Below are 19378 nucleotides of genomic sequence, written 5' to 3'. Positions count from 1 at the left end.
GAGACCCCTGAGATCCCTGAGATCCCTGAGATCCCTGAGGCCCCTGAGAGTCCCATCCTGACGGGCTCTCAGGGGCCGTTGACGCCGAGGTGCTCCGCGAAGGCCCGCGCCCCGGCCGGGGTCACCCGCACGGCGCGCTCCGAACCGATCCGCTCGCACCAGCCCGTGGCCAGCGCGTGCCGGCACAGGGCCGCCCCCGCGACCCCGGCGAGATGAGGCTTGCGCTCGGTCCAGTCCAGGCAGGACCGGGCCATGGGGCGCCGCCCGCCGCGTACGAGCCCGATCCCCAGCTCCGCGAACCAGCTCACCCCTTGGTCGGTCAGGGCGAACCCGGTGTCCTGCCGCAACAGCCCCCGCTCCGTCATCGCCCCGGTGATCGTGATCCCGAGCCGCCCCGCCAGGTGGTCGTAGCAGGTGCGGCCCCGCGCCATCGCGCCGGCGGCGCCGGCCTCGCGCAGTGTGCGGGGCTTGGCCGGCGCCCCGGGCGCCGCGTGGGCGGCCAGATCCTCGACGAGTTGGGCGGCCCGCGCGTCGGCGAGCCGCACATAGCGGTGGCGGCCCTGCCGGTCCTCGGCGAGCAGGCCGCCCGCGACCAGCCTTCCCAGGTGCTCGCTGACCGTGGACGCCGCGACGCCCGCGTGCCGGGCCAGCTCGCCGGCCGTCCAGGCGCGCCCGTCGAGCAGCGCGAGCAGGCAGGCCGCCCGCGTCTCGTCCGCGAACAGCGCGGCGAGGGAGGCGAGGGCAGGAGCGGCGGCGTTCTTCGTGTGGCCCGGCTTCATGCCTCCAGGATGCGTCAGGAACACTTCGGCACGCACCGAAGAGTCGCGAGGGGCGTAAGCGTCATGGGTGCCGCCGCGTCACGGGCCCCGCCGCGTCACAGCGGCCGCCGCGTCATGGGCGCCGACGCGTCACGGGTGCCGCCGCGTCATGGGGCCGCCACGTCACGGGCCCCGCCACGTCACAAGAGCCGCCGCGCCACAGGAGCCGCCCCGCCACAGGAGCCGCCCCGCCACAGGCGCTCCCCCGCCACAGGAGCCGCCGCCTCACAACCGCTGTGCCGCCACCCGTTCGTACTGTTGCGTGAGGCCGTCGAGCAGGGCCTGGATGCCTGCTTCGAAGGCGCGCTCGTCGATTACCTGCTGGCGGTCGGCGAGCAGGTGGGCCTGGCCCAGGTGCGGGTAGTCGGCGGGGTCGTACGCGGCCTCGTCGTCCACGAAGCCCCCGGCGAACGAGCCGAGCGCGGAGCCCATGATGAAGTACCGCATCAGCGCGCCGATCGACGTGGCCTGCGCGGCCGGCCAGCCCGCGTCGACCATCGCCCCGAACACCGCGTCGGCGAGCCGCAGCCCGGCCGGACGGCGGCCCGGTCCGCGCGCGAGGACCGGCACGATGTTCGGGTGCCGGGTGAGGGCGGCCCGGTAGGAGACCGCCCAGTCGTGCAGCGCCGTACGCCAGTCGCGTCCGTCGGCGGCCTCGAACATCGACAGGTCGACCTGCGCGCTCACCGAGTCGGCGACCGCTTCCAGGATCTGGTCCTTGGTGCGGAAGTGGTTGTAGAGGGAGGGCCCGCTGACCCCGAGCTCGGCGGCGAGGCGGCGCGTGGAGACGGCCGCGAGACCCTCGGCGTCGACGAGGGCGCGGGCCGTGTCGACGATGCGTTCTCGGCTGAGGAGGGGCTTGCGCGGTCGGGCCATGCGGCACATAGTAGGGCTGCCGCAACAAACTAGCAGTGCTAATTTAATTCTCGACATCACGTCTCCGCCCGACCCGACATCACGTCTCCACTGAAGAGGTGCCCACGATGAACCTTGAGCTCAGCGACGAGCAGGCCGCCGTCCGGGAGCTGGCCAAGGACTTCGTCGCACGCGAGATAGCCCCGCACGTCGTCGAGTGGGACCGCGCCGAGAACGTCGACCGGGCCCTCGTGAAGAAGCTCGGCGAGGTCGGCTTCCTGGGGCTGACCATCGACGAGGAGTACGGCGGCTCGGGCGGCGACCACCTCGCGTACTGCCTGGTGACCGAGGAGCTGGGCCGGGGTGACTCCTCCGTGCGCGGCATCGTCTCGGTCTCCCTCGGCCTGGTCGCCAAGACCATCGCGCACTGGGGCAGCGAGGAGCAGAAGCGGCAGTGGCTGCCGGGGCTCACCTCCGGCGAGTACGTCGGATGCTTCGGGCTCACCGAGCCGGGCACCGGCTCCGACGCGGGCAGCCTCACGACCAGGGCCGTGCGCGACGGCGACTCGTACGTCCTCAACGGCACCAAGATGTTCATCACGAACGGCACCTGGGCCGACGTCGTGCTCCTCTTCGCCCGCACCGGCGGCGCCCCGGGGCACAAGGGCGTGTCCGCCTTCCTCGTCCCCGCCGACACTCCCGGCCTGACCCGCCGCACCCTGCACGGCAAGCTCGGCCTGCGCGGACAGGCCACCGCCGAACTCGTCCTGGAGGACGTGCGCGTCCCGGCGTCCGCCATGATGGCGCCCGAGGGCAAGGGCTTCTCCGTCGCCATGTCGGCCCTCGCCAAGGGGCGCATGTCGGTGGCGGCCGGCTGTGTGGGCATCGCGCAGGCCGCCCTCGACGCGGCGGTGCTGTACTCCACCGAGCGCGAGCAGTTCGGCAGGACCATCGCCCACCACCAGCTGGTGCAGGAGCTGATCAGCGACATCGCGGTGGACGTGGACGCCGCCCGCCTGCTGACCTGGCGGGTCGCCGACCTCATCGACCGGGGGCAGCCCTTCGCCACGGAGTCCTCCAAGGCGAAGCTCTTCGCCTCCGAGGCCGCCGTGCGCGCCGCCAACAACGCCCTCCAGGTCTTCGGCGGCTACGGCTACATCGACGAGTACCCGGCCGGCAAGCTCCTGCGCGACGCCCGTGTGATGACCCTCTATGAAGGCACCAGTCAGATTCAGAAGCTCGTCATCGGCCGTGCGCTGACCGGGGTTTCGGCCTTCTGAGTACGTCTCTGAGTACGCGAGCGGATGTGGCCGGGGCCGGGTGACCCGGAAGCTGCGGTCATGACCGAGCCACCCGTCAAGCAGCAGACAACGACCGCCTTCTACGGCCAGGCCGTCGCGTCCTTCTCCGTCGCCCTGGGCGCGGTGACCGTCGGCATCGGCTACCTCGACGCCTCCGCCTGGGTGCGGGGCTTCCTCGCCATCTCGGTGCTCTATCTGACGACCTCCGCGTTCACCCTCGCCAAGGTGATCAGGGACCGCCAGGAGGTGGAACAGATCGTCAGCAGGGTCGACCAGGCCCGCGTCGACAGGCTGCTCGCCGAGCACGACCCGTTCGCCAAGCCCTGAGAGCCCGCCCCGCGCGCTAAGCGCCCGCTCACCGCCGGGGGGTATGGTGTCCCTCCCGGCAGACCGGGTCAGGTGCGAAGGAGTGGGACATGAGTGCGGCGGAGGAGACCGGCGGCGAGGAGCAGCCGTGGGGCGAGGTCAGCCCCGACGCGGCCAGGCGACTGCTGATCGCCGCCGTCGAGGCCTTCGCCGAGCGCGGCTATCACGCGACGACGACCCGGGACATCGCGGGCCGCGCCGGCATGAGCCCCGCCGCGCTCTACATCCACTACAAGACGAAGGAAGAGCTGCTCCACCGGATCAGCCGGATCGGCCACGACAAGGCCCTCGCCATCCTGCGGACCGCCGCGGACGGCGAGGGCGGCCCCGCCGAGCGGCTCACGGAGGCCGTGCGCTCCTTCGTCCGCTGGCACGCCGCCCACCACATGACCGCGCGCGTCGTGCAGTACGAGCTGGACGCGCTCGGCGAGGAGCACCGCGCGGAGATCGTCGCGCTGCGCCGCAGGACGGACGCGGCCGTGCGGGACATCATCAACGACGGTGTGCGGGCGGGGGAGTTCGACGTCCCCGACGTGCCGGGCACCACGCTCGCCGTGCTCTCGCTCTGCATCGACGTCGCCCGCTGGTTCAACGCGGCGGGGCACCGGACGCCCGACGAGGTCGGCGCGCTCTACGCCGACCTCGTGCTGCGGATGGTGGGCGCGCGGCCCGCCGGGACCCGGAAGTAGAACGGCCCCGGAAGCCTCAGAAGTAGTAGCGCGACACCGACTCCGCCACGCAGGCGGGCTTGTCGCCGCCCTCCCGCTCCACGGTGACCTTGGCCGTCACCTGTACGCCCCCGTCCTTCGTCGGCGTGACGTCGGTGAGCACGGCGGTCGCGCGCAGCCGCGAGCCGACCGGCACGGGGGAGGGGAAACGGACCTTCTCGGTGCCGTAGTTGATGCCCATCTTCATGCCCTCGACCCGCATGGTCTGCGGCACCAGGCTCGGCAGCAGCGACAGCGTCAGATAGCCGTGGGCGATCGTCGTCCCGAAGGGGCCCTGTGCCGCCTTCTCCGCGTCCACGTGGATCCACTGGTGATCGCCCGTGGCGTCGGCGAAGAGGTCGATCCGCTTCTGGTCGATCTCCAGCCAGTCGCTGTGTCCGAGCTGCTCGCCGACTGCGGCGCGCAGCTCCTCGGGCGACGTGAAGATCCTCGGCTCCGCCATGTCCCTGGCCTCCTAGACGTATGCAAGAAACGTACGCAGACTAAGCGCTTGCTCAGCATGGGGTGTGGGCGGACGCGTGTCAACGGAGCTGCCAGTAGGTTTGAGGGGTGCCCCAGATACCGGAGAAGATCCACGAACTCACGGTCGGCCAGCTGGCCGACCGCAGCGGCGTCGCCGTGTCGGCCCTGCACTTCTACGAGGCCAAGGGCCTGATCGCGAGCCGCCGCACCTCCGGCAACCAGCGCCGCTACCACCGGGACACGCTGCGCCGCGTCGCCTTCATCCGTGCCTCCCAGCGCGTCGGCATCCCGCTCTCCACGATCCGCGAGGCCCTCGACTCCCTCCCCGAGGAGCGCACGCCCAACCGCGAGGACTGGGCGCGCCTCTCGGCGGGCTGGCGCTCCGAGCTGGACAAGCGCATCAAGCAGCTGGGCCGGCTCCGCGACCACCTCACGGACTGCATCGGCTGCGGCTGCCTCTCTCTGGACACATGCGTCCTGTCCAATCCCGACGACGTCTTCGGCGAGCGGCACAGCGGGTCCCGGCTGCTGGAGGAGCGCCGGCCGCGCCGGTCGTGACGCGGGACGGTCACGAGTTCGGATTTCCCTGCGCCACGTCTGGCCGCCTCGCGTTCCGCGTACCAACGTGTTCTGTACGCAGGCGAGATACGCCGACACCGAAACGGGGGAGGGCCGATGTCTGTCGCCGTTTGCTCATTGCTGTGGGACGCCGCGCGGCACGGACCGCAGACCATCAAGTACGACAGTGACGGGTACCACCTGGTGCGCTTTCCGTACGGCGCGGGTGACGAGTCCTACGACCCGTGGCACATGCACGACCCGTCGAAGGGCGTCACAAGCCCCTCCAAGTACCCGGACGCCCGCTCGGGGCTGATCTGGCCCAGCCACGACGGCTGGGGCATGCTCTCCGCGATGGTCTTCTGGGAGCCGGACCCCAAGGCGACCGAGTTCCGCTCGCGGTACGTCCGCGACCCGCTGAACGTGTCGACCGGGTACGACTCGACCGCGACGACCGACATCGCGCCGACCAGGGGCGGGCAGTACAGGACCTACCTCTGGCAGATGTTCGTGCACCCGGGCACGCCGGTGGGTTTGAAGATCTCGGCACGCGGCGCGGGAGACGTGAGGCTCCGCACGCCGCTGATTCACGCCCAGTTCAAGCTGGCCATCCACACGGACGTGGTCACACCCTGACCGTGCCGCACCTCACGCCGACACCAGCGGGCGCAGCCGGCGCGCCCGCGCCCGGGCCACCGCGTCCGGGGTGAGGACGGGGCAGGGCACGACGATGCCGCAACCCGTGCAGACCGCTCCCGACGATGGCTCGTGCGCCAGGCCGTGCTTCCAGGTGAGGGCGGTGTCCGCACAGACGGGGCAGGCCGTGCCCGGCTCCCTCTCCAGCGCCGCGATGAGCCGGCGCAGCACCTCGGCGAGGGGTTCGTGCGGGTGCACGTCCGGGTCGTCGCACCAGGCGACGCCGCACCCGCCCCACGTGCGGCGGTGCCAGTCGTCGACGCTGCCCGGGCGCCTGAGCCCGTCGTGCTTCTCCTTGCGGCGGCGCTCCGCGAAGCCCGCCTCGTAGGTGAGCCAGACCGCCCGCGCCGCCTCCAGTTCGTTGAGCGCCGCCACCAGCCGCGCCGGGTCGGGTGACCTGTCCTCGGGCCCGAATCCCGCCCGGGCGCACAGATGGTCCCAGGTCGCCCGGTGTCCGTAGGGGGCGAACCTCTCCAGGCACTTGCGCAGCGAGTAGCGCCGCAGTGCCAGGTCACTCTTCGGGTCGCGCACCTGTCTCGCGAGACTCCGGAATCCGGCCATCGCCCTGCACCTCCGTCACACGTACTTCCGTACTGGTACCCGTGTTCCGCATTCGCCGGCGTCGATGTCGAGCCGAGTCGACCGCGTTCGAAACGACGTCGCCGAATAGACGTATCGACACGCGATTCGGCTCCCTCCTCGCGCGACTGTTTTCCGCCTGCCCGCCTCATCTGGGGTGATGCAGACACAAGGGGGGCGCGTTGTGGTGATTCGGAAAAGGCGACGCTTGTTCATCTTTCGGGTTCGTCAACCCGCCAGTAGCCTCCGCCGCATCGGTCTTCCGCAGGATCCGGAGGAGCACCCATGCGACGACGCATCGTCAGGCTCAGAACACTCACGGCGGGGGCGGCGCTCGCGCTCGGCGCCTCCCTCCTCGCGCCCCTGCCGGGCGCCGCGGCCGCCCCGCGGGAGCCGGCGCCGAAGGAGGAGGCCGTCGACTACTGCGGAAGCCAGTGCGCGGACATCCTGCCGCCCGGCGCGAACGGCGGCGCGACCCTCGCCGAGATCCTCGCCCACCGCGTCCTCGGCACCCAACCGCCCCACGCCGACGACCAGTTGGGCCCTTACGACGCGCTCTCCTCCGGCTACCCCTCGCTCACCGACGACAAGCTCACCGAGTTCTTCAACGATGCCTCCTTCGGGGTGCCGGGCGACCAGGTGGCCTCCGTCACCAGGCCGCGCGACGACGTGACGATCACCCGGGACAAGAAGTACGGCGTCCCGCACATCAAGGGCACCACGCGGTACGGCACCGAGTTCGGGGCGGGCTTCGCCGCCGGTCAGGACCGGCTCTGGCTCATCGACCTGTTCCGGCACATCGGGCGCGGACAGCTGACCTCGTTCGCGGGCGGCGCGCTCGCCAACCAGGGCCTGGAGCAGCAGTTCTGGCCGCAGGCCCCGTACACGGAGAAGGACCTGGAGAAGCAGGTCGAGTACATCAGGACCACCCAGGGCGAGCGCGGCAGGCAGGCGATGGAGGACGCGCAGGCCTACATAGACGGGCTCAACGCCTACCGCGTGAAGTCCAAGAACGGCCGCTACTTCCCCGGCGAGTACGTCCTGACCGGCAAGATCGACGCGATCACCAACGCCGGTGAGATCGAGCCCTTCAAGGTCACCGACATGATCGCGCTGGCCTCCGTGGTCGGCGGCCTCTTCGGCAACGGCGGCGGCGGAGAGGTCGAATCGGCCCTCTCCCTCCTGAAGTCCCAGGAGAAGTACGGCGTCGAGAAGGGCACGAAGGTCTGGGAGTCCTTCCGCGCCCGCAACGACCCCGAGGCCGTCCAGACCATCCACGACGGCACGAGCTTCCCCTACGCGGGCAAGCCGGAGAAGGCGCGCGGCACGGCGATGCCCGACCCGGGCTCGGTCGAGCGCGAACAGCTCGTGTACGACAAGGAGGGCGGCGCCAAGTCCGCGGCCAAGGACCCGGTGAAGGCACCCGAGAAGCTGCGGCCGCTCCAGGGGATGTACGACGACGGGGTGCTGCCCGCCGATCTGTTCCGGCGGGACGGCCACAAGAAGGGCATGTCGAACGCCCTGCTCGTCTCCGGGAAGCACACCGCGAGCGGTAACCCCGTCGCCGTCTTCGGCCCGCAGACCGGCTACTTCGCGCCCCAGCTCCTCATGCAGCAGGAACTGCAGGGCCCCGGCATCAGCGCCCGCGGCGTCTCCTTCGCGGGCGTCGGCATGTATGTCCAGCTGGGACGCGGCCAGGACTACGCCTGGTCGGCCACCTCCGCCGGACAGGACATCACGGACACGTACGCCGTCGAGCTCTGCGAACCGGGCGGCGGCACCCCCACCAAGCAGTCGGCCGGCTACCTCCACCGGGGGACCTGCACCCCCATGGAGAAGATGGAGCGCAAGAACGCCTGGAAGCCGACCCTCGCCGACTCCACGGCCGCAGGCTCCTACCGCATGCAGGTCTTCCGCACCAAGTACGGCATCGTGACGCACCGTGCGAGCGTCGAAGGCAAGCCCGTCGCATACGTGTCGCTGCGCTCCACCTACCGCCACGAGGCCGACTCCATCATCGGCTTCCAGATGTTCAACGACCCGTCGTACGTCAAGGACGCCGCGAGCTTCCAGAAGGCGGCGCAGCACATCAGCTACGCCTTCAACTGGTTCTACGCCGACTCGCGCGACATCGCGTACTACAACAGCGGCGCCAACCCCGAGCGCGCGGGCGACATCGACCCCGCCCTGCCGGTCAAGGCCGAACAGGCCTACGAATGGCGGGACTTCGACCCCGAGAACAACACCTCCGCGCAGACCCCGCCCGCCGAGCACCCGCAGTCCGTCAACCAGGACTACTACATCTCCTGGAACAACAAGCAGGCGAAGGACTTCAGCACGGCGGGCTTCGGCGTGAGCGCCGTGCACCGCGGCGACCTGCTGGACGGCCGGGTCAGGAAGCTCACCGATGAGGGCGGCGTCACCCGCGCCGCGCTCACCCGGGCCATGTCGGAGGCGGCCGTCACCGACCTGCGCGGCGAACAGGTGCTGCCCGAGCTGCTCGCGGTGCTCCGCAGCAAGCCGGTCACAGACCCGCAACTCGCGAAGGCCCTTCAGCAGTTGGAGGCGTGGCGCAAGGCGGGCTCCCAGCGCAACCAGACCTCGGCCGGAGCCAAGGCGTACGCCCACCCCGACGCCGTGCGGATCATGGACGCCTGGTGGCCGCGGCTGATCGAGGCCCAGTTCCGGCCGGGCCTCGGCAAGGACCTCTACGACGCCCTCACGTCACAGCTCGCCACCGACGAGGCGCCGTCCGCCGGTCACGGACCCACCGGCGCGCACGCCGGATCGGCCTTCCAGTACGGCTGGTGGGGCTACGCCGACAAGGACCTGCGCAAGGTCCTCGGCCGGCCGGTGAAGGGCGAGCTCGCCGACACCTACTGCGGCGGCGGCAGGCTCGACGCCTGCCGCGACGCCCTGCTCGCCACCCTCGCGCAGGCCGTCGCCGCGCCCGCCACCGAGGTCTACCCCGGTGACGACTCCTGCAAGGCGGGCGACCAGTGGTGCGCGGACTCGATCATCCACCGGGCGCTCGGCGGCATCACGCACAAGCCGGTCCAGTGGCAGAACCGGCCCACCTACCAGCAGGTCGTCGAGTTCCCCCGGCACCGGTAGGCGCGGGCCCTCAGGCGAGAGCGATCCGCCCCGCGGCGAACACGAGGCGTGCCAGCTCCTCATGGCACACGTCGCTGTGCGCGCCGGAGGGCGGGCCGCCCCGCCGCACCACCGACGCCACGTCGACGCTCACACATCCCTTGGCCGGCACCTTGTCGCCCAGCTTGATGCGCTTGGTGCCGTCCACGGAACGGATGCCGTTGTAGCCGATGGCGCCCCACCGCTCCCACAGGCTCAGGAAGCCGGAGGAGTCACCGGCCAGCTTCGACGCCAGCGGATACAGCCGGCCGAGGGCGTCGTCGTGGCGCGAGTAGCAGGAGATCAGCGGGCCGTCGACGCGGTGCTGCATGCCGCGCAGGGCGCCGCCGCGGAACTTGTCGTGCGGCAGGCGCTCGGCGAACGTGTAGTGCGAGAAGGCCCCTTGGAGGAGCGTCACCGACTTCACCGTGCGCACGTCCGCGGGCATCCCGCGCAGCGCGTACGACACGAGCCTGCCGCCGAAGCTGTGCCCGATGAGATGCACCTTGATCGTCGGGACATCGGCGGCGAGCAGACCGATCGCCGGGCCGAGCCCCAGCTGGCCGACGGCGCCCGCCCGCCGCTTCATCGCGTAGTACGTGCCCTGCCGCAGCAGCTCGTGCGCGCCGTCCCACAGCCGCTCGCGCAGATCGCCGAGGAGCAGGGGCTCCCCGGTGTCCGCGCGGGCGGCCGCGAACACCTCGCAGACCCGGACCGCGTCGTCGGTGAGCATGGCGGGCTCGCCCGCGCCGGTGTCCTGGCCGAAGTGCCGTGCGGGGTGGGACTCGCGCAGGGAGACGAGCTCCCGTACATGCCGCCCGAACTCATAGATCCGCGAAGGGACTTCGGAGCGCTCCGCGAGCAGCTCGGCGATCCGGTCGAGAGTCTCGGTGTGGTCGGGGAAGGCGCGGTCGAGCGCCTGCCGCGTCGCCGGGTCGAGCACGGGCTCGCCCGGCGGTGTGGCGGCGACGGCGGCGGCCGAAGGGTCGAAGTCGGGGATGGTCTCGTCGGGGAAGCGGATGGCGGGCCACAGCACCCCGACATAGCCGAGGCGCACCTGCGGCCCGGCGAGCTCCCGACAAGGGGTGAAGAAGCGCCGGTACAGCTTCCGGGCGTCCTTCTGCTCGTTGTTCCAGCCGTGCGCGAAGACCAGCAGATCGGTGACGCGTTCACGTTCCGCGCCCGACAGCAGCTGCGCGCGCTGCGCGGTGTCGACGTCGCCGTCGGCGTCGAAGGTCAATTCCCAGTAGGGCTCCACGCAGGTATGGTCCTGCCGCCCGGGCCACCTGGCCAGATGTCGCGCACGACCTGACTCGGCCGGCGGGTCAGGTGAGTTCCCGCTCGCGCGTCTCCGGCAGCGCGAGCACGCACAGCAGCGACACGACCGCCATCGCGCTCACGTACCAGCCCACCGACGAGGAGCCGAACGCCGACTGCAGCCGGGTCGCCACCAGCGGCGAGACCGCGCCGCCGAGCACACCGCCCAGGTTGTACGCGAGCGAGGCGCCCGAGTAGCGCACGCTCGTGCCGAACAGCTCGGGCAGATAGGCGCCCATCGGGCCGTAGACCACACCCATGCAGAACAGCGCGCCGCCGATCGCGAGAGCGACGAGCACCGGCTGCTCGGTGTCCAGGAGCGGGAAGAGCACGAGCCCCCACACCACCGCGAGCGCCGCCCCCGCGAGGACCAGCCTGCGCCGCCCCGCGCCGTCGGAGCGCGTCGCGGCGAGCCAGGTGCCGGCCGCGAGGAAGAGGCAGGCGACCAGGGAGAGGCCGAGCATCGTGCCGCGCGGGATGTGCAGGGTGCCGGTGGCGTAGGAGAGGCAGTAGGTCGTGGCGGTGTAGAAGAGGCCGTACGCGACGACCATGCCGCCCGCGCCGAGCAGGAGTTCGCGCGGGTGGCGGCGCACCACGTCGAGCGCGGGCACCTTGCTCGCCTCCTGCGCCGCCATGACCTTCGCGAAGACCGGCGTCTCGCTGATCTTGAGGCGCACGAACAGGCCGACGGCCACCAGCAGGAACGAGAGCAGGAACGGCACGCGCCAGCCCCATGAGCGGAACGCGTCGTCGGAGAGCGTGGCCGACAGCAGCCAGAAGACGCCGGTCGCCGCGAAGAACCCCACGGACGGGCCGAGTTGGGGGAAGGCCGCGTACATCCCGCGCTTCTTCTTCGGCGCGTGCTCCACCGCGAGCAGCGCCGCGCCGCCCCACTCGCCGCCGAGCCCGATGCCCTGGAGGAAGCGGAGCAGGATCAGCAGCAGCGGCGCCCAGATGCCCCACGTGCCGTACCCGGGCAGGAGTCCGACGAGGGCGGTCGAGAGACCCATCAGGAGCAGCGAGGCCACCAGCACGGACTTGCGTCCCACCCGGTCGCCGAAGTGACCGAAGATCACCGAGCCGATGGGCCGGGCCGCGAACGCCACCGCGTACGTGGAGAACGACGCGAGGGTGGCGTTGACCGGGTCGAGGGTCGGGAAGAACGCCTCGTTCAGGACGAGGGCGGCCGCCGTGCCGTAGATGTAGAAGTCGTAGAACTCGATGGCCGTCCCGATGAAGGAGGCCACGGCCACCCTGCGCAGACTCTCGGCACCGCCGTCCCCCTCCGCGTTCCGGACCTGCTGTTTCTCTGCTGCTGTCGCTTCGCTGTGCACGAGCGGCACTCTCGTATTGGATGTAGGGGGCAGTCAATAGGTGATACGGCCGGTCTCGGTCACTGAGACAGGCGGTGGGCCGGTGTGATGGCGTGCAGATGGATGAGGATGTCGTGCGAGGCCTTGAGGCGGATCTTGTGCGGGCCGTCCGGATACGCGTTCCCGATGCTCCGGGTCGGCCGGGCCTCCTCCAGCCACTTCCCGGCGGCCGGGGGAGCGGTCCGCATGTCCACGAAGTAGTCGTCGAAGCGCACCCGGTCGAGCGTGTGCTCGTTCATGCCGGGCGTCGCAGGGGCGAGCCGACGCGGCTTCCACACCGGGGAGTCCGCGCTCTGCGCCATCAGCCCGCCCCGGTCGAAGGTGAACCCGATGCTCGCGTACCGCTTCCCGAGCCTGTCGCGCAGGAAGGCGCCCTGCATCTTCGGATAGCGCGGATCGAAGGACTCGTACGAGACGTGCGCGTTGTGGGCGGAGAGGAACACCTTGCCGCCCGTGTGCCGCTGCCACCACGCCGTGTTGTCCGCCATGATCCGGTCGCGGTACAGCATCGCGTCCTGCTGGCCCTCGGGGGTGTCGAGCGGCAGGGCGTACACGTCCCCGGTCTGCGCGATGGACCGGGCGTGGTGCAGGGCGAGTTCGTACGGCGTGCTCCGCGCCGTCGGCCGGCGCTTCTTGAGCAAGTCGTACGCCTCGCCGGCCTTCTCCGCCAACGTCCTGCGCTCGGCGAGCGGCCGTCCCATGTACGCGTCGCCGTCCGTCAGACGCCGCAGCGGCGCGTACAGCCCGGTGACCCGGGGCAGCAGATCCGGCTCGTTCGCGCGCACGTAGTCCCGCACCCCGTCGAACAACTCGGGCCCCTGCTCGGGGTAGTTGAGGTCATTGCCCACGAAACGCAGCTGCCGCTCCGGGTGCCGCTCGTTGTACGCGCGCATCCAGCGGAGCAGATGGACGTACTCCTCCGTGTCCCACGGCGTCTTCGCCAGCTCGCGGTGGACGAGCTCGCGCGCCCCGCCCGCGCCGCCCCTCACGTACGCGTCGAAGCGCAGCCCCGTCGTCCAGCTCACCTCCTGCGCGAAAGTGGTGAACCCGTTCTCCGCCACAAGGTGGCGGAACACGCGCTCCTTCATCGTGAAGAACTCGTGCGAGCCGTGCGTCGCCTCGCCCAGGCCCACCACCGAGGCGTCACCGACCATCCGGCCGAGCGGCCGCAGATCCTTCGTGCTCCCGCCCGGGCCGGTGGACCGCAGCGGGTGGGCCGCACGCTCGATCGCCGCGACCGGACCGTCCGGGCGCGGCGCCGCCCCGGCCTGCTGCGGGGCGACCAGCGCCCCCGCCCCGGCCACCGCCACCACCAGGAGCGGAACCCCCCGACGTGTCACCCGTGTCATGCCGAACCCCCTCAACTCGCCCGCACCGAACTGAAGATCATGGTCCGGTCCGGCCGGGGAGCGGCGCCATCCGGCTGGCACCCGCATGACCGGTGGGGCCTGCCCCACCGCCGCCAGGGCGTGTACGTTCACCACCATGGCGGAATACATACTGGTGGCAGGCGCGTGGCTCGGCTCCTGGGCATGGGAGGACGTGGCGCGGGACCTGCGGGCCGCCGGTCACGGCGCCCACCCTCTGACCCTCTCCGGCCTCGCCGACAAGCAGGACGTGCCTGCCGGACAAGAGACCCATGTACGGGACATCGTCGACGAGGTCGAACGCCTCGGCCTGCGGGACGTCGTCCTCGTCGGGCACAGCTACGCGGGCATCCCCGTCGGCCAGGCGGCCGAGCGGATCGGCGACCGGCTGACCCGGGTCGTGTTCGTCGACGCCAACGTACCGGTCGACGGCGAGTCGTTCGCCTCCATGTGGTGGCAGGGGCAGACGGCGTTCGAGGCCCTGCTCGCGGAGGGCGACGGCTCCTGGTGGCCCCTGAACGCCGCGGAGTTCGACGGCCAAGGGCTCGACAGCGAGCAGGTCGCCCGGATCGCGAGCGGCGGCACCCCGCACCCGGCCGCCACGCTGACCGAGCCCGCCGTGCTGGAGCGGCCGCTCGGCGAGCTGCCCGCGACGTACATCAAGTGCCTGCTCGACGGCGACGAGCCGATGGACGACGTCGCCGAGCTGCTCAAGAGCGAGCACTGGCGCCTCGTCGAGATGGACACGGGCCACTGGCCGATGTTCTCCCAGCCGCGCGAGCTGGCGCGGATTCTGCACGCGAGCGTGCGCGTACGGGCCTGAACCGCCCGGCCCGGGGGCAGCCGTGCTTCAGTCGGCCGCCCCTCTTTCGCCGCGACATACCGACTGGTTAGTCTGCCAGCGAAGCCGAGCCGCGGGCCGAAGGAGAACGAGCGTGGAAACCTTGCAGGACAAGGGAGTCGTCGTCACGGGCGGAGGGGGCGGCATCGGGGCCGCACTGGCCCGCCGCTTCGCCGCCGAGGGAGCGCGCGTCGTCGTCAACGACCTGGACGGCGCCAAGGCGAAGACCGTCGCCGACGAGATCGGCGGCATCGCCGTGCCGGGCGACGCGTCCGTGATCGTGCCGCAGGCCCGCGAGGCGCTCGGCGGCACGATCGACGTGTACTGCGCCAACGCCGGGCTCGGCTCCGGCGGCAGCGAGGCGGCGCCCGAGGAGGTGTGGGCCGCCGCCTGGGACGTCAACGTGATGGCACACGTACGCGCGGCCGGCGCGCTGCTGCCCGACTGGCTGGAGCGCGGCAGCGGCCGCTTCGTCTCCACGGTCTCCGCGGCCGGCCTGCTCACCATGATCGGCGCCGCGCCCTACAGCGTCACCAAGCACGGCGCGTACGCCTTCGCCGAATGGCTCTCGCTCACCTACCGCCACCGCGGCATCAAGGTCCACGCGATCTGCCCGCAGGGCGTCCGCACCGACATGCTCGCCGCCACCGGCACCGCAGGCGACCTCGTCCTCACACCCACCGCCATCGAGCCGGACGACGTCGCCGCCGCGCTCTTCACCGGCATGGCGGAGGACCGCTTCCTGATCCTGCCGCACCCCGAGGTCGCCGCGTTCTACCAGGCCCGTGCCGAGACCCCGGACAAATGGCTGAAGGGCATGAACCACATCCAGCAGAAGTGGGAGGCGACCGACCGGTGAACGACCCCACGCACGACCCCACGCACGACCCCACGCACGGCCCCACGCACGACCTCACCCGCGGCCACATCCCCGCCGGGTCCCCCTACGCGGCCAAGCCCTGGCTCGGCCGCCTCAACGACGCCCAGCGCGCCCCCGTGCACCCCGCCGCGTCCATGCCCGACGCCTTCCGCGCCGCCGTCGCCCGCGCCCCCGAACACACCGCACTCGCCTACTTCGACGGACGCCTGAGCTACCGCGACACCGACGCCCTCAGCGACTCCGTCGCCGGACACCTCGCCGCGCGCGGCGTCGCCCGCGGCGACCGCGTCGCGATCCTCCTGCAGAACACCCCGCACTTCGTGCTCGCGCTCCTCGGCGCCTGGAAGGCGGGCGCCACGGTCGTCCCCGTCAACCCGATGTACCGGTCGGCGGAGGTCGGACACGTCCTCGCCGACGCCGGGGTGACCGCGCTGATCTGCTCGGACCGTGCCTGGGAGACGTATCTGCGCGACACCGCGGCGGGCTCGCCGGTCAGCGTCGTCCTCACCGCCTGCCAGCTCGACCTCCAGACCCGCAACGACCCGCGCGTCCTCGACTTCGAGCGCCTGCCGCCCGCCGCCGACGCCGACGACCTGGTGGCGGTCGCGCGCCAGGGACTCCCGGCCCCCGCCGACCGCGCCGTCGGCCCCTCCGACATCGCGCTGATCAGCTATACCTCCGGCACCAGCGGCACCCCCAAGGGCGCCATGAACACCCACGGCAACATCACCTACAACGCCGAACGCCAGCGCACCGGCTCCGGAATCCCGGAAGGCGCCTGCTACTTCGCGATGGCGCCGCTCTTCCACATCACCGGCATGGTCGCGCAGATCGCCGCCTGCATCGCCAACGCCGGCACGCTCGCGCTCGCCTACCGGTTCGAGGCCGGAGTGGTCCTCGACGCGTTCGCCGAGCACCGGCCCGCGTACACGGTCGGCCCCTCCACGGCGTTCATGGCGCTGGCCGCCCACCCGTCGGCGACCCGCGGCCACTTCGACTCCTTCGCGATGATCTCCTCGGGCGGCGCGCCGCTGCCCCCGGCCCTCGTGGAGAAGTTCCGCGCGTCCTTCGGCCCCTACCTCCACAACGGCTACGGCCTCACCGAGTGCACCGCGCCCTGCGCCTCCGTGCCCCCGGGACAGGAGGCCCCGGTCGACCCGGTCTCCGGAACCCTCGCCGTCGGCGTCCCGGGCCCCGAGACGGTCGTCCGCGTCCTGGACGACCTCGGGCACGAGGTGCCGTTCGGGGAGCAGGGCGAGATCGTCGTCAGCGGACCCCAGGTGGTGCCCGGCTACTGGCGGCGGCCCGACGCCACCGCCGAGACCTTCCCCGACGGCGAACTGCGCACCGGCGACATAGGGTTCATGGACCCCGAAGGCTGGCTCTACGTCGTCGACCGCAAGAAGGACATGATCAACGCGTCCGGTTTCAAGGTGTGGCCGCGCGAGGTCGAGGACGTCCTCTACACCCACCCCGCCGTGCGCGAGGCGGCCGTCGTCGGCATCCCCGACAGCTACCGCGGAGAGACCGTGAAGGCGTACGTCAGCCTGCGGGCCGGCACCGGCGCGGGGCCGGACGAGCTGGCCGCGTACTGCAAGGAGCGCCTCGCCGCGTACAAATACCCGCGCGAGGTCGAGATCCTGACGGAGCTGCCGAAGACCACAAGTGGGAAGATCCTCCGGCGGGAACTGCGTTCCCGCGCACAGAACAGCAAGTGACGCGAAAGGCAGGTGGCGGCAGTGGCCAGAACGACGGACGGTGACGGCACGCCCGTCCCGCAGCGGCTCCTCGCCGCCGCCACCCGGCTCTTCGCCGACCAGGGCTACGACCGCACATCGGTGCAGGAGATCGTCGAGGGGGCGGGCGTCACCAAGGGCGCGCTCTACCACTACTTCGGCTCCAAGGACGACCTCCTGCACGAGGTCTACGCCCGGATGCTCCGCGTCCAGCAGGAGCGGCTCGACGCCATCGCCGCCACGGACGCCCCGGTCGCCGACCGGGTGCGGGACGCCGCGGCGGACGTCGTGGTCACCACCATCGACAACCTCGACGACGCCTCGATCTTCTTCCGCTCCATGCACAGCCTCAGCCCGGAGAAGAACAAGCAGGTCCGCGCCGAGCGGCGCCGCTACCACGAGCGCTTCCGCGCCCTGATCGAGGAGGGCCAGGAGTCCGGCGTCTTCTCCTCCGCGACCCCGGCGGACCTGGTGGTGGACTACCACTTCGGCTCGGTCCACCACCTGTCCACCTGGTACCGCCCGGACGGCCCCCTCACCCCGCAGCAGGTCGCCGACCACCTGGCCGATCTGCTGCTGAGGGCGCTGCGGCCGTGAGTTCACCGGGGCCCGACGCGTGGCAGCGCGCCGTCACCCGGCGGGGATCAGCTGAACAGGATGCCCTGCGTGTCCAGGTCGCGCGGGGTGTCGTACTCGCCGGGGGCCAGGTCGAGGCTGTCGCCCTCGATGAACTGCAGCAGCCGCCGCTGCACCGCCGCGGTGTCGTCGGTGGCCTTGGTGTAGCCCAGCTTGTCGAACTCGTCGAGGAAGATGATGCCGCGGGCCGCGACCTCCTCCGGAGCGCTGCCCCCGGACACCGGGTGCTCACCAGGCGCGTGGAGTCGACCACCAGGCAGGGAATCCTGAGCGCTTCGGCGGCCGGTGCTGGGGGTCCGGCATGCCGAACCACGAGAAGTGCATGTCGATGAGGCGGCTCAGGGCCGTGACCGCCCGGGCCTGCCCCCGCGACGAGGCGCTCCAGCGCCGCATGTGCTGAATCGGTCATGGCCCCCTCCTGGCGCCAGCGGTGTTACGGGAGGAGGGGGCCGTCAGCGGGGTGGTGGAAGAGCACACACGGGGCGTACGGGGCGCACGAAACCCCGTGTGGAGCTCAGAGGTACTTCTTCAGCTCCCGCCGGGCGAGGGACCGCTGATGCACCTCGTCCGGACCGTCCGCAAGCCGCAGCGTCCGCGCCGCCGCCCACAGCTCCGCCAGCGGGAAGTCCTGGCTGACGCCGCCCGCGCCGTGCAGCTGCACGGCCCGGTCGAGGATGTCGACCACCGCGCGCGGAGTCGCGATCTTGATGGACTGGATCTCCGTGTGCGCACCCTTGTTGCCGACCGTGTCCATCAGCCAGGCCGTCTTCAGGACGAGCAGACGCAGCTGCTCCACGGCGACCCGCGCGTCCGCGATCCACTCCTGCACGACGCCCTGCTGGGCGAGCGGCTTGCCGAACGCGGTGCGCGACACCGCCCGCCGGCACATCAGCTCGATGGCCCGCTCCGCCATGCCGATCAGACGCATGCAGTGGTGGATGCGGCCGGGACCGAGCCGCGCCTGGGCGATGGCGAAGCCGCCGCCCTCCTCGCCGATCAGGTTCTCGGCGGGGACCCGGACGCGGTCGAAGACGACCTCGGCGTGACCGCCGTGGTAGTGGTCCTCGTACCCGTACACCCGCATGGCGCGCCGGACTTCGAGGCCGGGGGTGTCGCGCGGGACGAGCACCATCGACTGCTGGCGGCGGATGTCCGCGCCGTCGGGGTCGGTCTTGCCCATCACGATGAAGATCTTGCAGTCCGGGTTCATCGCCCCGGATATGTACCACTTGCGGCCGGTGATGACCATGTGGTCGCCGTCGCGCTCGATGTGCGTCGTGATGTTCGTGGCGTCGGAGGAGGCCACCTCCGGCTCGGTCATCGCGAAGGCCGAGCGGATCTCACCGGCGAGGAGCGGTTCCAGCCACCGCTTCTTCTGCTCGTCGGTGCCGAACTGCGCGAGCACCTCCATGTTGCCGGTGTCGGGCGCGGCGCAGTTCAGCGCGGTGGGCGCCAACTGCGGGGAGCGGCCGGTGATTTCGGCGAGCGGCGCGTACTGGAGGTTGGTGAGCCCGGCGCCGTGCTCGGAGTCGGGGAGGAAGAGGTTCCACAGGCCCTGTCTGCGGGCCTCGGCCTTCAGCTCCGCGACCACGGCGGGGGTGTCCCATGGTGAGGCCAGTGCGGCACGCTGCTCGTCGGCGACGGCCTCGGCCGGGTGCACGTGCTCGTCCATGAAGGCGAGCAGCTTCGCTCGCAGCTCTTCGGTGCGGGCGTCGAATGCGAAGTCCACGGGG

Annotated in this window: 19 protein-coding genes; 10 read left to right on the top strand and 9 right to left on the bottom strand. The window is 71.5% G+C overall.

Annotation, left to right across the window (positions count from 1 at the left end; genetic code table 11):
- Nucleotides 1-68: 68 nt before the first annotated feature.
- Nucleotides 69-779 (bottom strand): winged helix-turn-helix domain-containing protein, encoded by a 711-nt coding sequence (locus tag AB0N81_RS15330; RefSeq protein ID WP_365358294.1) that lies wholly within the window; start codon nt 777-779, stop codon nt 69-71.
- 264 nt (nt 780-1043) lie between these two features.
- On the bottom strand, nt 1044-1694 hold the full coding sequence (locus AB0N81_RS15325; protein WP_365358293.1) for a TetR/AcrR family transcriptional regulator: 651 nt from the start codon (nt 1692-1694) through the stop codon (nt 1044-1046).
- A gap of 107 nt (nt 1695-1801) precedes the next feature.
- On the opposite strand from AB0N81_RS15325, the gene AB0N81_RS15320 reads away from it, so the two are divergent.
- The 3 genes from AB0N81_RS15320 (at nt 1802) to AB0N81_RS15310 (ending at nt 4029) form a co-directional block, all read left to right on the top strand.
- Nucleotides 1802-2953, top strand: a complete 1152-nt coding sequence (locus AB0N81_RS15320; RefSeq protein ID WP_365358292.1) for an acyl-CoA dehydrogenase family protein — start codon at nt 1802-1804, stop codon at nt 2951-2953.
- Nucleotides 2954-3013: 60 nt separating this feature from the next.
- The gene (locus AB0N81_RS15315) at nt 3014-3301 is read left to right on the top strand and encodes a YiaA/YiaB family inner membrane protein (protein ID WP_365358291.1); all 288 of its coding nucleotides are present in this window, start codon (nt 3014-3016) and stop codon (nt 3299-3301) included.
- 89 nt (nt 3302-3390) lie between these two features.
- A complete protein-coding gene (locus AB0N81_RS15310) occupies nt 3391-4029 on the top strand; it encodes a TetR/AcrR family transcriptional regulator (protein WP_365358290.1) in 639 nt (212 codons plus the stop codon).
- Nucleotides 4030-4045: 16 nt separating this feature from the next.
- Here the strand turns inward: AB0N81_RS15310 and AB0N81_RS15305 are convergent, their stop codons facing one another.
- A complete protein-coding gene (locus AB0N81_RS15305) occupies nt 4046-4510 on the bottom strand; it encodes a MaoC family dehydratase (RefSeq protein ID WP_365358289.1) in 465 nt (154 codons plus the stop codon).
- Nucleotides 4511-4617: 107 nt separating this feature from the next.
- Between AB0N81_RS15305 and soxR the strand changes: the two genes are divergently transcribed.
- Together soxR and AB0N81_RS15295 are read left to right on the top strand one after the other, a co-directional pair.
- On the top strand, nt 4618-5088 hold the full coding sequence (gene soxR / locus AB0N81_RS15300) for a redox-sensitive transcriptional activator SoxR (protein ID WP_365358288.1): 471 nt from the start codon (nt 4618-4620) through the stop codon (nt 5086-5088).
- Between the two features lie 117 nt (nt 5089-5205).
- A complete protein-coding gene (locus AB0N81_RS15295) occupies nt 5206-5724 on the top strand; it encodes a hypothetical protein (RefSeq protein WP_365358287.1) in 519 nt (172 codons plus the stop codon).
- Between the two features lie 12 nt (nt 5725-5736).
- Here the strand turns inward: AB0N81_RS15295 and AB0N81_RS15290 are convergent, their stop codons facing one another.
- Nucleotides 5737-6345 (bottom strand): hypothetical protein, encoded by a 609-nt coding sequence (locus tag AB0N81_RS15290; protein WP_365358286.1) that lies wholly within the window; start codon nt 6343-6345, stop codon nt 5737-5739.
- Nucleotides 6346-6648: 303 nt separating this feature from the next.
- Here AB0N81_RS15290 and AB0N81_RS15285 point away from each other — a divergent pair, with 303 nt between their 5' ends.
- Nucleotides 6649-9477 (top strand): penicillin acylase family protein, encoded by a 2829-nt coding sequence (locus tag AB0N81_RS15285; RefSeq protein WP_365358285.1) that lies wholly within the window; start codon nt 6649-6651, stop codon nt 9475-9477.
- A gap of 10 nt (nt 9478-9487) precedes the next feature.
- Here the strand turns inward: AB0N81_RS15285 and AB0N81_RS15280 are convergent, their stop codons facing one another.
- The 3 genes from AB0N81_RS15280 to AB0N81_RS15270 form a co-directional block, all read right to left on the bottom strand.
- Nucleotides 9488-10753, bottom strand: coding sequence for a serine-threonine protein kinase (locus AB0N81_RS15280; RefSeq protein WP_365358284.1), 1266 nt, complete (start codon nt 10751-10753; stop codon nt 9488-9490).
- Between the two features lie 67 nt (nt 10754-10820).
- Entirely contained in the window at nt 10821-12074 is a 1254-nt protein-coding gene (locus AB0N81_RS15275; protein ID WP_365358438.1) for an MFS transporter, read from the bottom strand.
- A gap of 131 nt (nt 12075-12205) precedes the next feature.
- Complete coding sequence (locus AB0N81_RS15270; RefSeq protein ID WP_365358283.1) at nt 12206-13534, bottom strand: erythromycin esterase family protein; 1329 nt, start codon at nt 13532-13534, stop codon at nt 12206-12208.
- A 136-nt stretch (nt 13535-13670) separates the two neighbouring features.
- On the opposite strand from AB0N81_RS15270, the gene AB0N81_RS15265 reads away from it, so the two are divergent.
- The 4 genes from AB0N81_RS15265 (at nt 13671) to AB0N81_RS15250 (ending at nt 17606) form a co-directional block, all read left to right on the top strand.
- A complete protein-coding gene (locus tag AB0N81_RS15265) occupies nt 13671-14375 on the top strand; it encodes an alpha/beta hydrolase (RefSeq protein WP_365358282.1) in 705 nt (234 codons plus the stop codon).
- A 112-nt stretch (nt 14376-14487) separates the two neighbouring features.
- A complete protein-coding gene (locus AB0N81_RS15260; protein WP_365358281.1) occupies nt 14488-15252 on the top strand; it encodes an SDR family oxidoreductase in 765 nt (254 codons plus the stop codon).
- Nucleotides 15253-15320: 68 nt separating this feature from the next.
- Complete coding sequence (locus AB0N81_RS15255; RefSeq protein WP_365358436.1) at nt 15321-16991, top strand: AMP-binding protein; 1671 nt, start codon at nt 15321-15323, stop codon at nt 16989-16991.
- A 21-nt stretch (nt 16992-17012) separates the two neighbouring features.
- Nucleotides 17013-17606, top strand: a complete 594-nt coding sequence (locus tag AB0N81_RS15250) for a TetR/AcrR family transcriptional regulator (protein ID WP_365358280.1) — start codon at nt 17013-17015, stop codon at nt 17604-17606.
- Between the two features lie 47 nt (nt 17607-17653).
- On the opposite strand, the gene AB0N81_RS15245 is transcribed toward AB0N81_RS15250, so the two are convergent.
- Nucleotides 17654-17866: a hypothetical protein gene (locus AB0N81_RS15245; RefSeq protein WP_365358279.1), complete on the bottom strand. Its 213-nt coding sequence runs from the start codon at nt 17864-17866 to the stop codon at nt 17654-17656.
- Between the two features lie 293 nt (nt 17867-18159).
- Entirely contained in the window at nt 18160-19374 is a 1215-nt protein-coding gene (locus AB0N81_RS15240) for an acyl-CoA dehydrogenase family protein (RefSeq protein WP_365358278.1), read from the bottom strand.
- Nucleotides 19375-19378: the final 4 nt, after the last annotated feature.

The sequence above is a fragment of the Streptomyces sp. NPDC093510 genome, from assembly GCF_040683555.1.
Taxonomy (GTDB): Bacteria; Actinomycetota; Actinomycetes; order Streptomycetales; family Streptomycetaceae; genus Streptomyces.
The sequence above is the reverse complement of the archived record's forward strand: the minus strand, read 5'-3'. Positions and strand labels throughout refer to the sequence as shown.